The sequence below is a fragment of the Gimesia chilikensis genome (assembly GCF_008329715.1).
Lineage (GTDB): Bacteria > Planctomycetota > Planctomycetia > Planctomycetales > Planctomycetaceae > Gimesia > Gimesia chilikensis.
In genome coordinates this window covers 77,910-95,412 of record NZ_VTSR01000006.1, presented here as the reverse complement: position 1 = coordinate 95,412, position 17,503 = coordinate 77,910, and the positions used below count along the sequence as shown (strand labels likewise).

Below are 17,503 nucleotides of genomic sequence, written 5' to 3'. Positions count from 1 at the left end.
GACTGCCAGGCTCCTCAATTCATCCAGAAAATACTGACCTGGATTGTCGTGGCGATGGAAACCCAGATCAGATATGGGATCTGAGCCAACGCGACCCATCGGGAGCGAGGCCAGATCGAGTAAATTATCCAGAGGATTGTAGACCAGACGACCAGAATATCCAGTGTGGCCAGCGGAACATTTCTCAAACCAAAAAACAGAGGCGTGAAGCTCAGATTGGCAATCAGATTAATCGCGAACGGCACTGCCGTTGTAGCCGGATAGCGACGTCGTGCTGTCTGGTACAAGACGTAACCGAATGAGATCAGAATGATCGGATACAAAATCTGCCAGATCAGGCTGATGGTTCCCGGGGAGGGCGTCCAGTCCGGTTTGGAGAGTGTGTTGTACCATTCCATCCAGGTCATGTTGTTGAAACCACAGATTGATAAAGTGCCGGTCGTGTTAGTAATAATCCTGATTCTATTATTGTTCCGCAGGCAGATTAATTAAGGGGCTGTTTTTCAGGAAAAATGAAAAGGGATGATTTATGACAAATATCTCCCTATATCAGAAAGCTCAACCGCCGAGCGGAGTCATCACAAAAATAAAAATAGATCATTGACACCTGCAGGAACGATCTATATTCTGACGATCATAAGAATGTGATATTAATTGCATTGGAGAACATGATGAGTCAGAACAGAGAGCAGGTGCGACTGCAGATGCGTCGCGGTTTTACTTTGATTGAATTGCTGGTCGTGATTGCGATCATCGGAATTTTAATTGCGTTGCTTTTGCCTGCAGTTCAGCAGGCACGGGAAGCTGCCCGGCGGGCGCAATGTAAAAGTAATCTCAAGCAACTGGGAATCGCCCTGCACAACTATGCGAGTGCACACAGTGTGTTTCCACCGAACCTGATTCCCGGGGGAAAACCAGGATCAGGTGGATATATCGGTTACTTCCAGGGGAACTGGGGCGTGATGGCTTATCTGACTCCCTTTCTGGAACAGACGGCTGTCTACAATCTGCTGAATCTGGAATCCCCCACATATGCCAATTCAGGGAGTGCCTGGATCATCGCCGACAGTAATAACCAACTGGCGGCTGCGACGTTAATCAATCTCTATCTCTGTCCCTCTGATATTTCGCGCAAGGTGTCTACCGCTTATGGCGTTACGGGGGGAATCGGACCCACGAATTATGCAGCCAGTATGGGCAGTGGTCTGGATGCGACCGGTGGCGTAGAGCATGGTTCCCCCTATCGTTCAGATGGCGTCTTCTATGCCGACTCCAGTACCCGTTTTCGTGATATTACTGACGGGACCAGCAACACGGCGGCGATGTCAGAAAGTCTGATCGGAGAAGGGGCGGAGACAACGGGAGCCGCCCCCGGTTCGGAGAAAAAATATTATCGAAATCTGGCTTTCGGTTCGTTGATCAGTGATGCCAACTGCGCTGCTGCGACAACGTGGAACCAGTCTAACGAACGCCAGTTCGCCTGGTATTCGGGCGAAATACGTTGCGCCTCCTATAACCACTACTATGGACCCAATTCCAAGAACTACGACTGCGTGGCCAACGCGACTGCCAGCGAGGGATACATCGCCTCTGGCTGGAAAGCGGCCCGCAGCAATCATACGGGAGGTGTGAATCTGCTGCTCTGTGACGGTGCGGTCCGCTTTATCGGTGACAGCATAGACGGGATTCTCTGGCGGAGTCTGTCTACCCGATCTGGTGGGGAAGTGCTGGGTGAGTTCTGAAACTGAGCGTTGAGTTTTACTACCAGTCTAATTTCATCAGACCTGACGGCGGGAGACACAAAGGTGCAGCTTGAAGAACGACGCGTTTTACGGAACTCTGAGTATGCTCGATGGAAGCAGGATGGATTCCTGATTCTTCGCGGTTTATTCGACGCGGAAGAGATGCAGGACCTCTCAGAGGAAGCATGGAAACTGACTTACCAGAGCGATCTGATTGATAAGCATAATTTACGCTGTCGTTTCCAGCAGACCCATGATGACCGCGACTGTTTGTGGGAAACCTTTGATCCGGTGATCGATCTCAGTCCCTTGATCCGAAAGTCTGCTTTCGATCCGCGACTGCTGGATGTGCTGCATGATTTGTATGGGGAACGAGCCTGTCTCTTCAAGGATAAGCTGATCTTCAAACAACCGGGAACAAAAGGGTATGAACTGCATCAGGACTGGATCGCCTGGCCCGGTTTTCCGCGCAGTTTTCTGACCGTACTGATTCCGCTTGATACCGCGAATGCTTCGAATGGCTGCACAGAAGTCTTTCCCGGCTACCATCAGCAAGGCTCTCTTTCGCCGGAAGATGGTACCTATCATCGCCTGCCGGCTGAAACGGTGGATGAATCCCTGGTGGTGCCTCTGGAACTCGAACCGGGTGACATCGCGATTTTCGATGGTTTCACCCCGCATCGCTCCGGTCCCAATCTGTCCCCCTCTTGGAGACGTCAGTTGTACCTGAGTTACAACGCATTCTCAGATGGGGGACAGCAGCGGACAGCGCATTACGAAGAGTTTCAGGTATATCTGCGCAAGCGTTACGCAGAGTATGGCCTCACGAACACCTGGTTTAAATGAGTCGAGTTCATGTCAACTGAGACCCGCATTCCTCCACAACCCGAAAGCTTGCCAGCCTCCGTTTCCGGATTTTCAGGCTATCGCTGGCTGATGGTCGTAGTGGCTGCTGTCGCTATGGTGGCGACACTCCCGGGGCGTACACATGGACTGGGGATGATCACAGAGCGTCTGCTGAATGACCCGGATTTTCAACTGACACGGGCCAGCTACGGAATGATCAACCTGTGGGCGACGCTGTTGGGAGCACTGTTCTGCCTGGGGGTTGGGCAGTGCATTGACCGATACGGAATTCGGCTTACGCTGACGGTTGTGATGGGCCTGCTGGGAACTGTCGTAGTCGGGATGTCCACGGTAACATCGGTCTGGCTGCTGTTTCTGGCGATCATGTTGACCCGCGGCTTCGGGCAAAGTGCCTTGTCGGTCGTGAGTATCACGATCGTCGGCAAATGGTTTGATAAACAGGTCAGTCTGCCGATGGCGATCTATTCGGTGTTGATGTCGGTGGGATTCATCGCGGCGGCACTTTTGGGGCGGGAGTGTGCCGACCTTAACTGGCGCGTATTCTGGTCTGGGACAGGCTGGGTCATTCTGGGAGCGACTGTTGTGCTGGCACTCATCACCCGCGACCGTCAGGAGCCTCCCGCGAATGCAACAGAAAGCAGATCACCCGAGAACCAAACGGAACAGCAGAGTTATACACTGCGACAGGCCATGCGAACGCCGGCGTTCTGGGTGTTCGCCTCCGGAATCTCTCTGTATGGCATGATCGTTTCGGGGATTTCATTATTTAATGAGTCAATCCTGGCCGATCAGGGATTCAGCAAAGAGGTCTATTATAACTCACTCGCATTGGGAACCGGCGTCGGGATGCTCAGTAACCTGCTCGCCGGCGCTCTTGGATTGAAATGGTCATTCAATCGATTGCTCGCGCTCTCGTTGTTCATGTTGTCCGGTTCGATGATCTGGTTGACTCAACTGAAGACCAGCGGCGATGTGGCAGGCTATGTTATCGTGAGTGCTTCCGCTGGCGGCATACTGACAGTGATGTTCTTTTCGGTCTGGCCGGCTCTCTATGGACGCAACCACCTGGGACGAATTCAGGGGCTGGCACAGATGATGACCGTGCTGGCTTCGGCACTGGGCCCCCTGGTGTTTGCACAGTGTAAGACGCTGACAGGTTCCTATCACCCCTTATTGTATCTGCTGGCGGCTTGCCTGTTCTGCGCCGCGGTAATCGGCTGGTTGACTCCGCTTCCTCAAATTAAATCCTCTTCGACAGGAGTTTCATAAAATGACAATCTCTGATACAGAACAACCGGTTCACTTTCATATCTCCCTGAATGTCGCTGACATTCCACGCTCAGTTGAGTTCTTTGCGAAAGTGTTCGGTATTTCCGCGACAAAACAGCGGGAAGACTACGCCAAATTTGAGCTGGATAATCCACCACTGACACTGTCGCTGGAGCCGGTCGATCCCGGAGAACGCGGGGCATTGAATCACCTGGGGTTTCGGTTGAACAGCACCGAAGAACTGGTGGCACTGCAGCGCCGACTCGAACTGGCAGGGATCTCCAGTCAACGTGAAGAGGGGGTTGAGTGCTGTTATGCAAAACAGTCGAAATTCTGGTTGCATGATCCGGATCAGAATCTGTGGGAGATGTATCTGCTGGTAGGAGATCTGGAACACCGGGGCGCAGGACAGGTGCCGGAAGCGGTGCGCGGGGAAACGATAACTGATGCTGCTGGATCAACTTCCAAGGCAATTGTCTGTTCGACAGGACGGGAGCAGAACGCACAACAGAAGTGGGCGCATCGTCTGGGCCAGCCCCTGGAGATCCCTGCCGATTTAGCTCCTGAGTCTCTGGATGATGTCGCCTTACAGGGAAGCTTCAATGCAGAGGAGACCGCTGATGAAATACGACCTTTTCTGAAACAGGTTGCAGACTATCTGAAACCGGGAGGGACACTCAACCTGCATTGTCTGACGGGGGACCGAATGGTGACTGAAGCTCTTAACCTCGCGGGGCCCGCGAGTGTGGTGAAGCAGGTTCCCGTTCTGGAGTCTCTGCTCGCAGATCTCGAAGCGGCGGGCTTTGAGAGGATCAGCCTGACGACATATCGCAGTCAGGCCTGTTTTACAGTAGGGGAGGCCGAGCTGCGTGAGACCAGGTTGCAGGCGCGCAAGCCGGACCCAGTCAGTGAATCGCTTGTTAATGTGGTTTATCTGGGGCCCTTCGCTGAGCTGTCACTCGATCAGGGTCTGACGCTGAAGCGAGGGCGTCAGACTATGCTGCCGGCTAATGTCTATCAGCAGTTGCGGTCATCTTCGCTGGCAGAGTCGTTGATCGAAATCGAGGCTGCAACCAGTCCGATTTCCTGTTCCAGCTGAGATCCGAAGAAGCGATTCTTTAACTTAGTCCACGGTGATAGGAATAAAACAGACTACACTGATAAATTACACAGGCTGTACAGCAACTGGGGAAAAGTGGCAGAAAACAGGTTTCCCATTTACTGGAGCTGTCCCTGCGCGGTGTTTATGCTACAATCAGGTCCAGAATCCCCGCGCAGGCTGATTGCAGCGGCTGTCCGCCTGATGAAGGAACAGGGGAGGATTTCCTGTCTTGCAGCGATGGTAACAACATGTCTAAAGATCGGCTCCAATCCGACTTGTGTGCTGAAAAACTGAAAGCATTGGGAGAGCCGATTCGGCTCCGCATCATTGACCTGCTTCGTGATGGCGAACGGACTGTCAGTCAGATTGCCGAAGCACTCGAAGAAGAAGTGGTCAATATTTCGCATCACCTGGGGATTCTGTATCACGCCCGACTGGTCACGAAACGCAAAGAGGGACGGTTCGTCGTCTACAATCTGCACCCTGAAGTAGCCGCCGTCAGCAAAGCGGGCAAACAGCATCTCGACTTTGGCTGCTGTCGCCTCGAAGTTCCTGACGCCTGATCCCAGACTCTTTCTAAGAGCGATCCCATGACCGGCAGGATCCAGATCAAGCGGGTTTACGATAAAGCCCAAACCGCGGATGGCTTGCGGGTGCTTGTTGACCGTCTCTGGCCCCGTGGTGTGGCCAAAGAGAATGCCGCCATTGATGTCTGGGCCAAAGAACTGGCTCCCTCCAACGAATTACGGAAATGGTTTCACAGTCATTCCGATCAATATCATGAGTTTACGGTACGCTATCGGGCCGAGCTGGAGGAGCGTCTGCCTGAACTACAGGAGCGGATCGCCGAACTCTCACAACCCCGGTTGACGCTGGTGACTTCTGTGAAAGAACCGGAACGCAGTCATGTGCCCGTACTTCAGAGATTTCTCCTGGCTCAGTTTTCTGATTGAACCGATCGCATTTTGAGTGTTGACGAATGAGACAGTGAAGGGTAATATGGTCATATTGCCATGAAAGAAAAAACACGCCAACAATATGAAGCCCGGGCCAAAATCGCCAAAGCGATGGCGCATCCCAGTCGGCTGCTGATGCTGGATCTGCTCCAGAATCAGGAGTTGTGCGTAGGAGATCTGACCGAACAGGTGGGGGCAGATCAGTCCACGGTTTCCAAGCATCTGGCAATTTTGAAAGAAGTGGGACTGGTGGCAGCCCGCAAAGAAGGGGCGCTCAATTATTATCGAGTGACCTGCGGCTGTCTGGATGGATTCTTTTCCTGCATGGAAACGGTGTTACTGTCCGACCTGGAAGCCCGGAAACAGTCACTCGAGTAAATTTTTTAAATTGCATATGGTTATATGGCGTAATCGCCATGAGGTAGTGTGAGGAAGAGAGACGAAATGTCTGCAGATGCCAACGGCGAGGGGGTTACTTCGGGTCAGGGGATCAGCTTTTTTGAACGCTATCTTTCCGTCTGGGTCGCGCTCTGTATTGTGGCCGGGATTGTACTGGGAAAACTGGCTCCCGGGATTGCCCTCAAACTGGACAGCATGGCGATTTATGTCAACGAAGCTCCTGTGGTTTCGATTCCCATTGCGGTTTGCCTGTTCTTCATGATGTATCCGATCATGGTCAAAATCGATTTTGCCGAAGTTCTGAAAGCCGGCAAAGCGGTGCGTCCGGTCGGTCTGACCCTGTTTATCAACTGGGCGATTAAACCGTTTACGATGTATGCGATCGCCAGTTTTTTCCTGGGAACCCTGTTTTACCAGTTCATTGGTCCCGACGCGGTGGATTATGTTAAAATGCCTTTCGGACTCGATCTTGATGTGGGAGCCGTCTACGGAGCCGGTAAAGTCGTGCTGGTCGATGGGGTAAAAATGCTGGAAGTGCCTCTCTGGCGGAGCTATCTGGCAGGCTGCATTCTGTTGGGGATCGCCCCCTGTACCGCCATGGTACTGGTCTGGGGTTTTCTGGCGAAAGGCAACGATGGACATACGCTGGTCATGGTGGCGATCAATTCGCTGACGATGCTGTTGCTATTCGGTGTTCTGGGCGGCTTTCTGCTGGGGGTGGGAAAACTGCCTGTTCCCTGGCAGGCATTGTTGCTTTCCATTGGAGTTTATGTCGCATTCCCTCTGGTTGCCGGGTTCTTCTCTCGAAAATGGCTAATGGCCACGAAAGGGGAAGTCTGGTTCAAGGAAAAGTTTCTGCATACGCTGACACCAGTCACGATTACCGCTCTACTGGTTACCCTGATCCTGCTGTTCTCTTTCAAGGGGGAGACAATTCTCAGTAATCCCCTGACAATTCTCTGGATTGCGATCCCGCTGTTGATCCAGACGATTGTGATTTTTGCCTTGGGATACTTTTTGTCAAAAGTGCTGGGGCTTACCTATGAAAACGCGGCACCGACTGCGATGATCGGCGCTTCCAATCACTTCGAAGTGGCGATTGCGACGGCCACGATGCTTTACGGACTTTCTTCAAGGGCAGCGCTGGCGACCGTGGTTGGCGTGTTAATTGAAGTGCCGCTCATGCTCACGCTGGTCAGGTTCTGTCTTAAAACGCAGGACTGGTTTCCACATCAGACGTGTGAGGTGATTTCTGAAGCTGACAGCAGTCAAACCACTGAATAATTAACAACGGATATTCAAACTAAATATAAAGTTGGATCTTGATAAGGAACTATGATGAAACGCGTATTAGTGTTATGTACCGGTAACTCCTGTCGTTCCCAGATGGCCGAAGAGCTCTGGGAGTTTTTAGGGCAAGGGGAGTGGGAGGCGGAGTCGGCTGGTTCGAAGCCTTCGGGGTATGTGCATCCCCTGGCGATTGAAGCGATGCGGGAACTGGATATCGATCTGTCAGAGAATACCAGTAAGCATCTCGATCAGTTTACCGAACAACAGTTCGATCTGGTGGTGACGGTCTGCGATAACGCAAAAGAATCCTGCCCGGTTTTCTCGGGAGCAACCCAGACCCTGCACTGGCCCTTTGATGATCCCGCTGATGCGACGGGAACCGATGAAGAAAAAATGAAAACATTCCGTCGTGTGCGGGATGAAATCAAAATCAAAATCCAGGCCTTTCTGGCTGACGAATCTGCTTAGGTTCAGTTTCTATACGAGGGAGATCATGATGACTCAGGAATCAGCTGTCGACTTTCCGGGAAATTTCCGTGTGCATGTCGCCTTGACAGTTTCCAATCTGGCGCAGTCAAAAAAGTTTTACGAACTGTTGCTGGGGGTGGCACCCAGCAAGGAACGTCCCCGTTATGCGAAATTTGAACCGGTGGATCCTTCGGTAAATCTGACCCTGAATGAAGTGGATGGAGACGTCACCGTTGAGGGGGGCTCAGCTCACTTTGGGATCCAGGTGAAATCCGTAGCGGAAGTGCATGCTGCCATCGAACGGTTTCAGGCCGCCGGGATTAAAACCATCACGGAAGAGGCGACGACCTGTTGTTATGCCGTGCAGGACAAAGTCTGGGCCGTGGATCCCGATGGTCATAAGTGGGAAGTGTTTGTGGTGTTGAAAGCAGATGCGAAAGATGAACTCTACGCCCAGTCGGGTTGCTGTGGTCCGGAGATGGTGAATCTGACGGACTGCAACAAGTCGCAGGCAGACTGAGCTTATTCTTCAGTCAGCAGAACCCACTTGGCATCGTGGATGGTACCGTTCCGTTTGTGTTGGGAGACATCCGCAAGCTTGGTCTGGTCAGGCTTTGAGAAATCGAGCAGCAGCTCAGTATTCGCGTCCGGTGTAAATGATTGAGCAGGAGTAAATTCCTTGTCATAGCGGACGACATTCGAGACGCGAAACATCCGCATGATTCCCTTGCCGAACAGGGCTGCCGGCTTGGTTTGTTCCTCGTCCCATTTTTCCTGGGCACCGAGAAAGAATTTTCGATCTGCAACGAACGGGCCTGGCTTGGGGGCGTTCTGTCGATGCACTTCTTTGCCGTTGACGTAAATGACCTGCTCGGTGCCGGTATAAATCATGGCGACATGATCCCAGCCTTCGACCGAGTTCGGGTCGACGCGCGTGGAATAATTGGTCCCGTTGTTACTTTCCCAGCCTGCAGAATGGCGGCTGGCCCGGATGGAAATCCAGATGCTGTTTTCGGGATCTCCCTGTTTACCTTCGCAGCAGATGCGGCCGGTCCAGTCTTTGACCCAGGCTTCGATGGTAAAGGTATTCCATGCGGTGAAATTCAGATGGGGCAGAGTGACATAGCTGTCTCGGCCGTCAAATTTCAGTCCGTAGTATTCGCCTTTTACCCGTTCTGGTTCCTGTGCAGTTAGCTCTGTAGAAAGTCCGGTGGCACAATAGATAAAAAGCGTGATCAACAATAGAGTTGCAGATCGCATATAAATGTTCCTGTCGCGTTGCACCTGGTGTACGTGGGTGCCTGAAATCAGTCTTGCTTTTATTCGATTTTACTCAGAGAAGTTGACTTCAACAGAAATGAGTCTGTGAAAATCACATAATTTACAGGAACTTAACAAAAAAGTTGTTAACGTTTTGTTTTATACAAATGTGAGTGTGCGTGTCTCTGCATACGAGTCGAAGCGGCAGATTTCATACATCCTGAAATAGAATGACGCTCGTTTTCAAAAGAAAACGAGCGTCTATCAATTTCTGGTTCCAAAATTTCAATCAGCATCCTTTCCGCTGAGCCAGACGGATCCGGACCAGCAGATCATTCAACGCATCACCCGAACTCGGTTTTTCGGGCAGGCTGGTGGTTTCCATCGCCTGTTCCAGTTCACCCACGAGCCGCTGGTATTCGCGTCCGTGGAACTCCATGTCGGCGGCATCCAGCGTGGAACGTTCCGAACCTTCCAGCTTGCGTTCGATCAGTTCGGGGATGTAGGACAACCGCGCTGCTTCGTTCAACAGGATCAGGTTTGGTTCCAGTTCGCCGGTGCGCATCAGATGCAGACCGGTGAGCAGAACCCGATACACGTAGAGCAGGGGTTTGACCCGGGGTGGATCTTCCTTCTGGAACAGTTTCCACTGTGTGGCTGCGAAACCCAGGTAATGGTACGCGTGATACTTCGTCACACAGCCGGGCGCCAGTGCTTTCAGCTCTTCATACTCGGGAGTGGCTTGCAGAACCAGCGGCGAGAGCAGCTGTTCCAGCACGTAACCATTCTTTTTGAGCATGAGTTGAAAGAACTTACCGACATCATGTGTGACCAGATCGATTTCCAGACCGTCATCAACGCGCGAACGTTCCACCGTGACCTGTCCTTCTTTCAGACCGATGACGGTCTCCAGCGGCAGCAGATGCACGCCGCGGAGATCGTAATCCGAATCGGGAGAAGGAAAGCCATAGATATGCGATCCACTGATAGTGGCGAACAGCAGAGGATAAGGATGTTCCTTGAGCTGTTGTTCCAGTCGGGGATCGAAGTTCATGGCAGTGCCTCCTGCGTCGCCAGTCGACGCGCTTTGATGAGATAGTTATTCGCAGTTTCATAATCGGGGCGGGCCGGTAGTCTGGTCTGCTCCAGCGCCTGTTCAAATTCCTTGTGCAGGCTCTTCCGCCATTTCTCGGTCTCTTCCCAGGAGACTTCACCCCGCTTGATGGCCAGCAGTTGCTCCCGGTGTGGTCCCACGTCGACGACAACATAGCCTTCGCGCAGGAGGGTGACTCCCGAGATCAGCAGCCGGATCAGGTGCATCACATGTTTCCATTTGACCTTCCCCTGGTTCTTGATATCGGTCTGCATCTTTTTGAATTGCGACATCACATAACCGTTGTAGGTCTGGTAGACGATGCGTGTCAGAAAGATTTCCCGCAGATCCAGCAGTTCCTGGCCGAGGGGCGTGACCTGTTCGACCAGGGGAGTATAGAGGCACTCCAGGACGTTCGGGTTCGCTTTCAAAGCCAGGACCAGAAACTTCTGCAGCTCCCAGTAGGTTTCCTGTGTTTCGTGGCAGTCCAGTTGTTCGGGCACACCGTACAGCGACCACTGCAGTTCCGCGGGCGGCAGGTAGACGCCGCGATAATCGGTGTCGGACTGCTCATCCTCGAGACCGAAGGCCCGGGAGCCAATGATGCACTTGAAGATCACGCGGGAGAACAGGTCGCTGCGGTTTGCGTTGATTTCGCTGTTGCCGATCTCTCCCTCTTTGAACCGGGCGAGCAGAGTCAGCTCGTCTGCTTTAAGGGCGACTTCGACACCATCGGGAAACTTGACGCGATATGAGTGATCCAGATCACGCGGCGCACGCACTACCACACCAACCGATCCCCGCGGATGCTGCGTACGACCGTTCGGCCCGATGATATCCCGGACTGTGACCACCTGTGTGCCGTCAGAATAGATCAGGTTCGGCTGATAGTGGACGCGCTTGTTCATGGTTTCACTTCCTGTTTTCGCTTGGGGCGAAGTTTTACAGTCGGGGATCGACCGGCTCACTTTCCAGCGCCAGTACCCCGAACACACATTCATGGACCCGCCTGAGTGGTTCCCGGTTCACAAAACGTTCCAGGGCTTCAATGCCCAGGGCGAATTCTCGTTGAGCCAGTGATCGTTTGCGGTGCAGACCCCGTTGTCGCAGGCGGGTCAGATTTTCTTCCGCATCGTAATCCGGTCCATAGATAATCCGCAGATACTCTTTCCCCCGGCACTTGATCGCGGGCTGTACCAGTCCTTTGGGACCCCTCTGGACCCATTCCAGGGGTTTGACCACCATCCCTTCTCCGCCTGTGCCTGTCAACCCCGACCACCAGTCGACACCTGCCTGCACGCTGTCATTGTCGGTCAGGTCAACTTTCAACGACGGCGTTGCCAGCAGTAGTTTCTCATCCTGCGCACAGAGGCGTGCAATGGTCTGCATGTGCCAGTCATGATTCTGGTCGATGTGAACTCTGCCCTCGGTGGCCAGCAGGTGAAACGGAGCCAGCTTCAGATCATCCAGAGTTTCTACGGGCCAGCAATAGTGGCGATAGGCGCGCACGAATTCCTCGATCGCAGTCTCCCGGTGACGGAAGTGGCTTGCGATTTCTGCAGCATGCGAGGCCTCGTCATCAGTCAGTCGGGCAGTTGCCTGTTCCAGCGCAGCAACGACCGGGGGTAAGGCTGCTTTTCCAGCGGCTCCCACAGCAGCATACTGCGACTGCAGCAGCGACTGGGCTTTGGCCGACCAGGGCATCAGTTCGCAGTCGAAGCAGGCCCAGTCCGTCTGGAACTCATTCCAGAAGTCGGCGGCACTCAATGCCTGACGGACCCGTTCCAGGAAGGCGGCTTCCAGTTCAGGCTGATTGAAGAAACGCCGGCCCGTCCGTGTGTAAACGATGCCGCATTCCGCTTCCTGCACGCCGAACCGCTGACGGGCCGTTTCCGGATCTCGACAGACGATAACCACCGCACGCGAACCCATGTGCTTTTCTTCGCAGATGACCTGGGGGACTCCCTGGTTGCGGAAATACGCAAATGCTTCGGCTGGATGTTCCAGCAGTCCCGGTTCCATAGATGTTTCCGGGGGCGACATCGTTGGCGGCAGGTAAATCAGCCATTTGGGATTGGCGGCGAAGCGGCTCATGACTTCCAGGGCCGCGGTCGCGTTCTCCTCGCGAATGGTAATGTTCGTCTGCAGTCGCGTGGAAACGATCCGCTTTCCGGTAACATCCTGCAGGTCGAGCAGGTCGTCGTGCTGCTGCTGAGCAGTTTGTGCTCCTGCATCCGGATCCCGGTACATGGGCTTAGCGTATTCGCAGTAGACTTCTTTCGCCGGTACGGAGACGAACTCTTTTTCCGGATAGCGGAGTGCCGTCAGGCGGCCACCAAAAACGCAGCCTGTGTCGATGTTGACCGTCCGGTTGAGCCATTCCGGATCGGGAACCGGAGTATGACCATAGACCACATGCGCAGTGCCCCGGTATTCGGCGGCCCAGTTATAGCGGACCGGAAAGCCGAATTCGTCGGTTTCGCCTGTCGTCTCACCGTAAAGAGCGAATGAACGAACCTTCCCCGAGCCACGTCCCTGCAGGTCTTCTGTCAATCCGGCATGGGCCACGACGAGTTTTCCCTGATCCAGCACGAAATGACTGATCAGGCTGTCGAGGAAGTCGGCCAGCGCCTGGCAGAACGGTTCCCGCGTCTCTGTTGATAGCGCTTCGATTTCAGCGACCGTTTCTGCGAGTCCGTGCGTCAGTTTGACATCTTTCCCTTTCAGCTTGCGAAGCAGTTTCATGTCATGGTTTCCGGGAACGCAGAGTGCCGTCCCCTCTTGGACCATGTTTCGTACAATCCGGACCGTATCCAGCGAACGAGGACCCCGGTCGACCAGATCGCCGAGAAAGACAACCTTGCGACCTGCGGGATGCGCATAACAGACATCGCCCCAGAGGGGATCTGCTTCCTCAACGGTGGTCTGCACATAACCTAGCTCTTTGAGCAACAGCTCCAGTTCGTCACAGCAGCCATGAATATCGCCGATGATGTCGAAGGGGCCCTGTTCCTCACGACGGTCGTTCCAGAGGGGAACCCGTTCCAGGCGAGCCGCATCGATCTGTTCGACCGAGTTCATTTCAAACACATAACGAAAACCCTCACGACGGAGGCGTTTCAGATTGCGTTTTAACTGCGAGCGCTGATTGCGGACCACGTGAGATCCAAACGAACGGTCGGGACGTTCCTGGTTCCGTGTATGACAGATCTTTTCGGACAGGTTGAGCACGATGACGACCGGCAGAAAGTGATACTTCCGCGCCAGTTCGACCCACTGTGCCCGGGCCTCCTGCTGGACGTTGGTGGCGTCGACGACGGTCAGCCGTCCGGATTTCAGGCGTTGGGAGACGATGTAACCCAGCAGTTCGAAGGCTTCCTTCGTGACATTCTGGTCGTTTTCGTCATCGCTGATCATCCCCCGGCAGAAATCGGAAGAGATGACTTCGGTCGGCAGGAAGTGTTTCCGCGCAAACGTACTTTTGCCTGCCCCGCTGGGGCCAACGAGTACGACGAGTGAGAGTTTCGGGATTGAGATATCCATTAATTGATACTTGTCTGAGTCTGATGTTAAGCAGGAAAACTGATTTGCGAATTCCTGAGTGGCTGAGAATGTGAACAAATGAAATTGAAGGCACGGCGATCAGGTATCGGTGTGCGACTTCAATTCAAACACTCCCATTTGTGTGGGGGCACCTACGGCTTTGTCTTCCGGTCCGACGGGCAGGAAGCGGACGGAGTAACCGAACTGGTCGGCAATGCCGGTGGCCCACGTCTGAAATTCAGACCGCGTCCATTCGAACCGGTGGTCGGCGTGACGCAGCTGGTCGGCTGGCAGGGTTTCCCACATCACGTTATATTCGCGGTTCGGCGTGGTCAGCACGACGGTTTTCGGACGGGCGAATTCAAACAGCATCCGTTCCAGCGCCGCCAGACGGGGCGGATCGAGGTGTTCGATGACTTCGACCAGGGCCGCGGCGTCGAAACCTTCGAGACGACGATCGCGGTAGGTCAGCGAGCCGTGCAGTAGCTTAACCCGTTGTGCCTGTCGTTCCGGCAACCGTTTCAGCTTGAGCCGTTTCGCAGCGATTTCCAGAGAACGGACCGAGATATCCAGGCCGACGATCTGTTCGAACTGTCGATCGGCCAGCAGCTCGCGAAGCAGCTTTCCTTCGCCGCAGCCCAGGTCGAGCACACTTTGCGCACCAGAAGCCCGCAGGGCGGCCATGACGCTGCCCAGTCGCTGCTGGTTCAGGGGAACCGCTTTGTCGGGGAGGTCCTCTGCTGTCTCTTTGGTTTCATTTTCCAGTTCCATCTCTTCGGTCTCGGTTTCTTCGACCAGACGGGCCAGGGCTGTGAGGTACAAGCTCGGTTTAAACTTCAGGTAGCGGCGGCTGATCTGGTCTTTCAGGGGATGGTCGGCCAGCCAGCCGGCTCCTTTCTCCAATAGCTTTTCCAGTTCGTTCTCGCCGACGAAGTAATGTTTGCGGTTGTCGAAGACCGGGATCAGGACATAGAGGTGGTTGAGCAGTTCCGAAAGTGTTTTCGTGCCTGTCAGGGTGACGGAATAACAGGGGCTCTCTCCCCAGTCCGGGAACAGTTCATCCAGCGGATAAGACTCGATGGCGACTTCATAACCCAGTGGTTCGAAGATTTCGCGAATCAGTTCCGCGCCGCCGCGTACGGGCAGGACGGCGACCTGTACCGTGAGCGGAAGCGGCGTGCTGACCAGTTCCGGACGATCCTTGCAACGCCCGTTGAGCGCAGATCCCAGGACCTGGGAGAGCGCGACACTCATGAAAGAGGAAGCGACATAGGGCCGATCGTTGACGTACTGGTCGAGCAGGAACGAGTGTTGACGTCCTTTGCCACGGACCATCCCTACCGGATCGACGTCCAGCAGCAGGCAGGCGGTGCACTGTTCCTCGGAAACCACAGGATAAAACACGTGGGCGTTGCCGAAACTCAGATTAAAACTCTGAAAACGGTCCGGGTGTTTGTGTAGCAGGTAGCTCAGATCGCTGGCGGGTTCGTGAGTCGTCGTGATGGATAAGAGCATGTTGGATTTCCAACTGTAGAGAAAGATTCAATGTGTACTGTAAGTCATTGTATGAGCCTCGGTCAGGGTGGGAGGTTCGACTTTACCTACCAGACGGCGTATGACTTTTTCCGGGACTGGTTGGAGACGCTGACAATTCTGTTTTAAGATTGTCTCCAGCGGTGGTTCCAGATAGATCAGTTCGATGCGGGCACCGTAGTCGGCGAAGAGCTGCAGCCAGCGTTTTCTGATCTGTCGTGTCAGATTAGTGGCGTTGAAAGCGAAATCAGTCTTGTTACGTAAGAGTTCGCGACAGCGTTCCCGGGCGAGTTGCGCTACTTCTCCCTGGTTGTCTGTTGGCTCAACACCCAGGTCATCGCGCACATCATCCAGGGAGATGATGGGCAGATTCGTGCGGTGCCGCGCGAGCCAGGTATCTTTCCCTGCGCCCGGCGGGCCGGAGAGCATTGTGACCGTACAGTTGAATTTTTCGTGGGGTACATAATGCACGTTCGGTTCGGGTAAGTGAAAAAACAGGAATCTCGCCTGATCGTTGGCGAACGGGTAGGGCTGATCGAAGCAGTGCTGTTCCTCGGCGATCATTTTCCAGAATCGCAGATGTTCTTCGGGGCGCGACATGCTGTCGGTCGTTCGTCCGCGGGTATCGGCCAGGGCGAACAGATAGAGCAGACGATGATTGACCAGCCAGGAGAGTGAAATCACTTCCTGTTCCGGATTCGGTTTTTCCAGCAGAAAAGCGGGACGACCATGGTAGCGGACCAGCCGGCAGATCGTCTCGCGGATTTCCAGATCGCAGCCCAGTCCGCGCAGGACATTTCGCGCCAGATACTCTCCCTTCACGGCATGTTTGGGCGAACGCAGGCGGCCGGATTCGGGATCGAGTTGCGTGGTCAGCGGTTTGGCGGCGTCGTGCAGGAGTGCGGTGAAGATCAGGATGGACTGTTCCCGGTTTGATAAGCCAGACCACTCAGTCAACTGCGGCAACTGCCGGCAGACGAGCTGGGTGTGCGTCCAGACGTCTCCCTCGGCGTGCCACTGGGCATCCTGCGCGCAGGCCGACATCGCCTGGCACCAGGGCTGCGTGGCGGCCCAGTGCAGGATCTCATCCAGAGTTGATGTTGTCAGTGTCTGCCAGTTCATGACCAGATATCTGCCTGTTTGGAGAGCAGGTTGGGAACCATAGTCTGGTGTTGCCAGTGGCTGCTCTGTTTGATTTTTTCTACAAATTCGGGACGGACAAATTTGGACCTGCCGGTAACGGCTGCTCCCGCTTCGGTGCGGAGATAAACGCCTTCCATCAGGTTGTCCGTGGTGTTGGAAAGTGGATTGTCAAAGACACTGTCAAAGGCGGACTGGCCAATCAGCGTCTCCAGGTCTTTGCGTGCCAGCGGGCCGGTATGGATCACGGGGACCGTTTCGATGCCGGTACCTGCGAGCAGTTCCAGTCGACAGGCGAGGCTGAGAAAGACCTGTTGTATTTTATCGTAAATGTCAAATTCAAAGAAGTAGTGCGGCAGGCTGCGATAATGAATCGAGTGCCGGGCATAGACCCATTCGCCGAACAGGATGAACCGGTCTTCCAGCATCTGTTCCAGGACCGGCCGTTTGACCATGGCCCATTGCTTGAACAGATCGTATTGCGGGTGCATGCCTTCGTTAATCAGGTGGCCCCGGCACTGCAGAACGAGTTCTCCCGTGGGAGAGAAATGCAGTCCGACGTTGGTGCCGTCAATCTTTTCCTCCACGATGAGAGACGGGTCGGCAATGAACTGCAGCGAAGCCTGTTCGCTGAGCCGTTTGTCGTCTGCCGTCCCCGTAGAGCCGAACAGATGAGGTGTCCGCGGATATTTCACAAATTGATCGTGGGAACTGCCCATCGGTCCGGACTCTCTTTAACAAAAGTGAAGGGGATGTATCAGATTCAGCCGTTTCAGTATGCGCAGACTCTCTATGTCGATTCTGGCAGAAAACAGCTGACGTGAAAACTCAGTGACGGAAA

The 17,503-nt window shown here is 54.1% G+C and carries 18 protein-coding genes; 10 read left to right on the top strand and 8 right to left on the bottom strand.

All coding sequences use genetic code 11. The features are described from left to right. Positions 1–14: 14 nt before the first annotated feature. Positions 15–425 carry a TspO/MBR family protein gene (locus FYZ48_RS07560; RefSeq protein WP_261344353.1) on the bottom strand — a complete coding sequence of 137 codons (411 nt, stop codon included), beginning with the start codon at positions 423–425 and terminating at the stop codon, positions 15–17. 246 nt (positions 426–671) lie between these two features. Here FYZ48_RS07560 and FYZ48_RS07555 point away from each other — a divergent pair, with 246 nt between their 5' ends. The 10 genes from FYZ48_RS07555 to FYZ48_RS07510 all read left to right on the top strand — a co-directional run bounded on the left by FYZ48_RS07555 (position 672) and on the right by FYZ48_RS07510 (position 8,613). Then, entirely contained in the window at positions 672–1,742 is a 1,071-nt protein-coding gene (locus tag FYZ48_RS07555) for a DUF1559 domain-containing protein (protein ID WP_261344351.1), read from the top strand. A gap of 63 nt (positions 1,743–1,805) precedes the next feature. Beyond that, entirely contained in the window at positions 1,806–2,588 is a 783-nt protein-coding gene (locus FYZ48_RS07550; protein WP_187781917.1) for a phytanoyl-CoA dioxygenase family protein, read from the top strand. A 9-nt stretch (positions 2,589–2,597) separates the two neighbouring features. After that, positions 2,598–3,878, top strand: coding sequence for an MFS transporter (locus tag FYZ48_RS07545; protein ID WP_149339017.1), 1,281 nt, complete (start codon positions 2,598–2,600; stop codon positions 3,876–3,878). Between the two features lies 1 nt (position 3,879). Next, complete coding sequence (locus tag FYZ48_RS07540) at positions 3,880–4,977, top strand: ArsI/CadI family heavy metal resistance metalloenzyme (protein WP_149339015.1); 1,098 nt, start codon at positions 3,880–3,882, stop codon at positions 4,975–4,977. 251 nt (positions 4,978–5,228) lie between these two features. After that, complete coding sequence (locus FYZ48_RS07535) at positions 5,229–5,543, top strand: ArsR/SmtB family transcription factor (protein ID WP_145042370.1); 315 nt, start codon at positions 5,229–5,231, stop codon at positions 5,541–5,543. 27 nt (positions 5,544–5,570) lie between these two features. Then, positions 5,571–5,933: a DUF488 domain-containing protein gene (locus tag FYZ48_RS07530; RefSeq protein ID WP_149339013.1), complete on the top strand. Its 363-nt coding sequence runs from the start codon at positions 5,571–5,573 to the stop codon at positions 5,931–5,933. A gap of 60 nt (positions 5,934–5,993) precedes the next feature. Beyond that, the gene (locus FYZ48_RS07525) at positions 5,994–6,314 is read left to right on the top strand and encodes an ArsR/SmtB family transcription factor (RefSeq protein ID WP_145112146.1); all 321 of its coding nucleotides are present in this window, start codon (positions 5,994–5,996) and stop codon (positions 6,312–6,314) included. A gap of 66 nt (positions 6,315–6,380) precedes the next feature. After that, a complete protein-coding gene (gene arsB / locus FYZ48_RS07520) occupies positions 6,381–7,619 on the top strand; it encodes an ACR3 family arsenite efflux transporter (protein ID WP_149339011.1) in 1,239 nt (412 codons plus the stop codon). 54 nt (positions 7,620–7,673) lie between these two features. After that, positions 7,674–8,093 (top strand): arsenate reductase ArsC, encoded by a 420-nt coding sequence (locus FYZ48_RS07515; RefSeq protein WP_149339009.1) that lies wholly within the window; start codon positions 7,674–7,676, stop codon positions 8,091–8,093. Positions 8,094–8,121: 28 nt separating this feature from the next. Continuing rightward, a complete protein-coding gene (locus FYZ48_RS07510; RefSeq protein WP_149339007.1) occupies positions 8,122–8,613 on the top strand; it encodes an ArsI/CadI family heavy metal resistance metalloenzyme in 492 nt (163 codons plus the stop codon). 2 nt (positions 8,614–8,615) lie between these two features. On the opposite strand, the gene FYZ48_RS07505 is transcribed toward FYZ48_RS07510, so the two are convergent. The 7 genes from FYZ48_RS07505 to FYZ48_RS07475 form a co-directional block, all read right to left on the bottom strand. Continuing rightward, positions 8,616–9,353, bottom strand: coding sequence for a LamG domain-containing protein (locus FYZ48_RS07505; RefSeq protein WP_149339005.1), 738 nt, complete (start codon positions 9,351–9,353; stop codon positions 8,616–8,618). A 289-nt stretch (positions 9,354–9,642) separates the two neighbouring features. Further along, positions 9,643–10,407 (bottom strand): nucleotidyltransferase domain-containing protein, encoded by a 765-nt coding sequence (locus FYZ48_RS07500; protein WP_149339003.1) that lies wholly within the window; start codon positions 10,405–10,407, stop codon positions 9,643–9,645. Further along, positions 10,404–11,354 (bottom strand): nucleotidyltransferase domain-containing protein, encoded by a 951-nt coding sequence (locus FYZ48_RS07495; RefSeq protein WP_149339001.1) that lies wholly within the window; start codon positions 11,352–11,354, stop codon positions 10,404–10,406. The genes FYZ48_RS07500 and FYZ48_RS07495 overlap by 4 nt, the downstream gene beginning before the upstream one ends. Positions 11,355–11,388: 34 nt before the next feature. After that, positions 11,389–13,989 carry a polynucleotide kinase-phosphatase gene (locus FYZ48_RS07490; protein ID WP_149338999.1) on the bottom strand — a complete coding sequence of 867 codons (2,601 nt, stop codon included), beginning with the start codon at positions 13,987–13,989 and terminating at the stop codon, positions 11,389–11,391. Between the two features lie 99 nt (positions 13,990–14,088). Then, positions 14,089–15,504 (bottom strand): 3' terminal RNA ribose 2'-O-methyltransferase Hen1, encoded by a 1,416-nt coding sequence (locus tag FYZ48_RS07485; RefSeq protein WP_149338996.1) that lies wholly within the window; start codon positions 15,502–15,504, stop codon positions 14,089–14,091. Positions 15,505–15,531: 27 nt separating this feature from the next. After that, positions 15,532–16,644 carry an AAA family ATPase gene (locus FYZ48_RS07480; RefSeq protein WP_149338994.1) on the bottom strand — a complete coding sequence of 371 codons (1,113 nt, stop codon included), beginning with the start codon at positions 16,642–16,644 and terminating at the stop codon, positions 15,532–15,534. Beyond that, on the bottom strand, positions 16,641–17,381 hold the full coding sequence (locus FYZ48_RS07475) for an RNA ligase family protein (protein WP_149338992.1): 741 nt from the start codon (positions 17,379–17,381) through the stop codon (positions 16,641–16,643). Before FYZ48_RS07475 ends, FYZ48_RS07480 begins: the two co-directional genes overlap by 4 nt. Between the last annotated feature and the right edge of the window lie 122 nt (positions 17,382–17,503).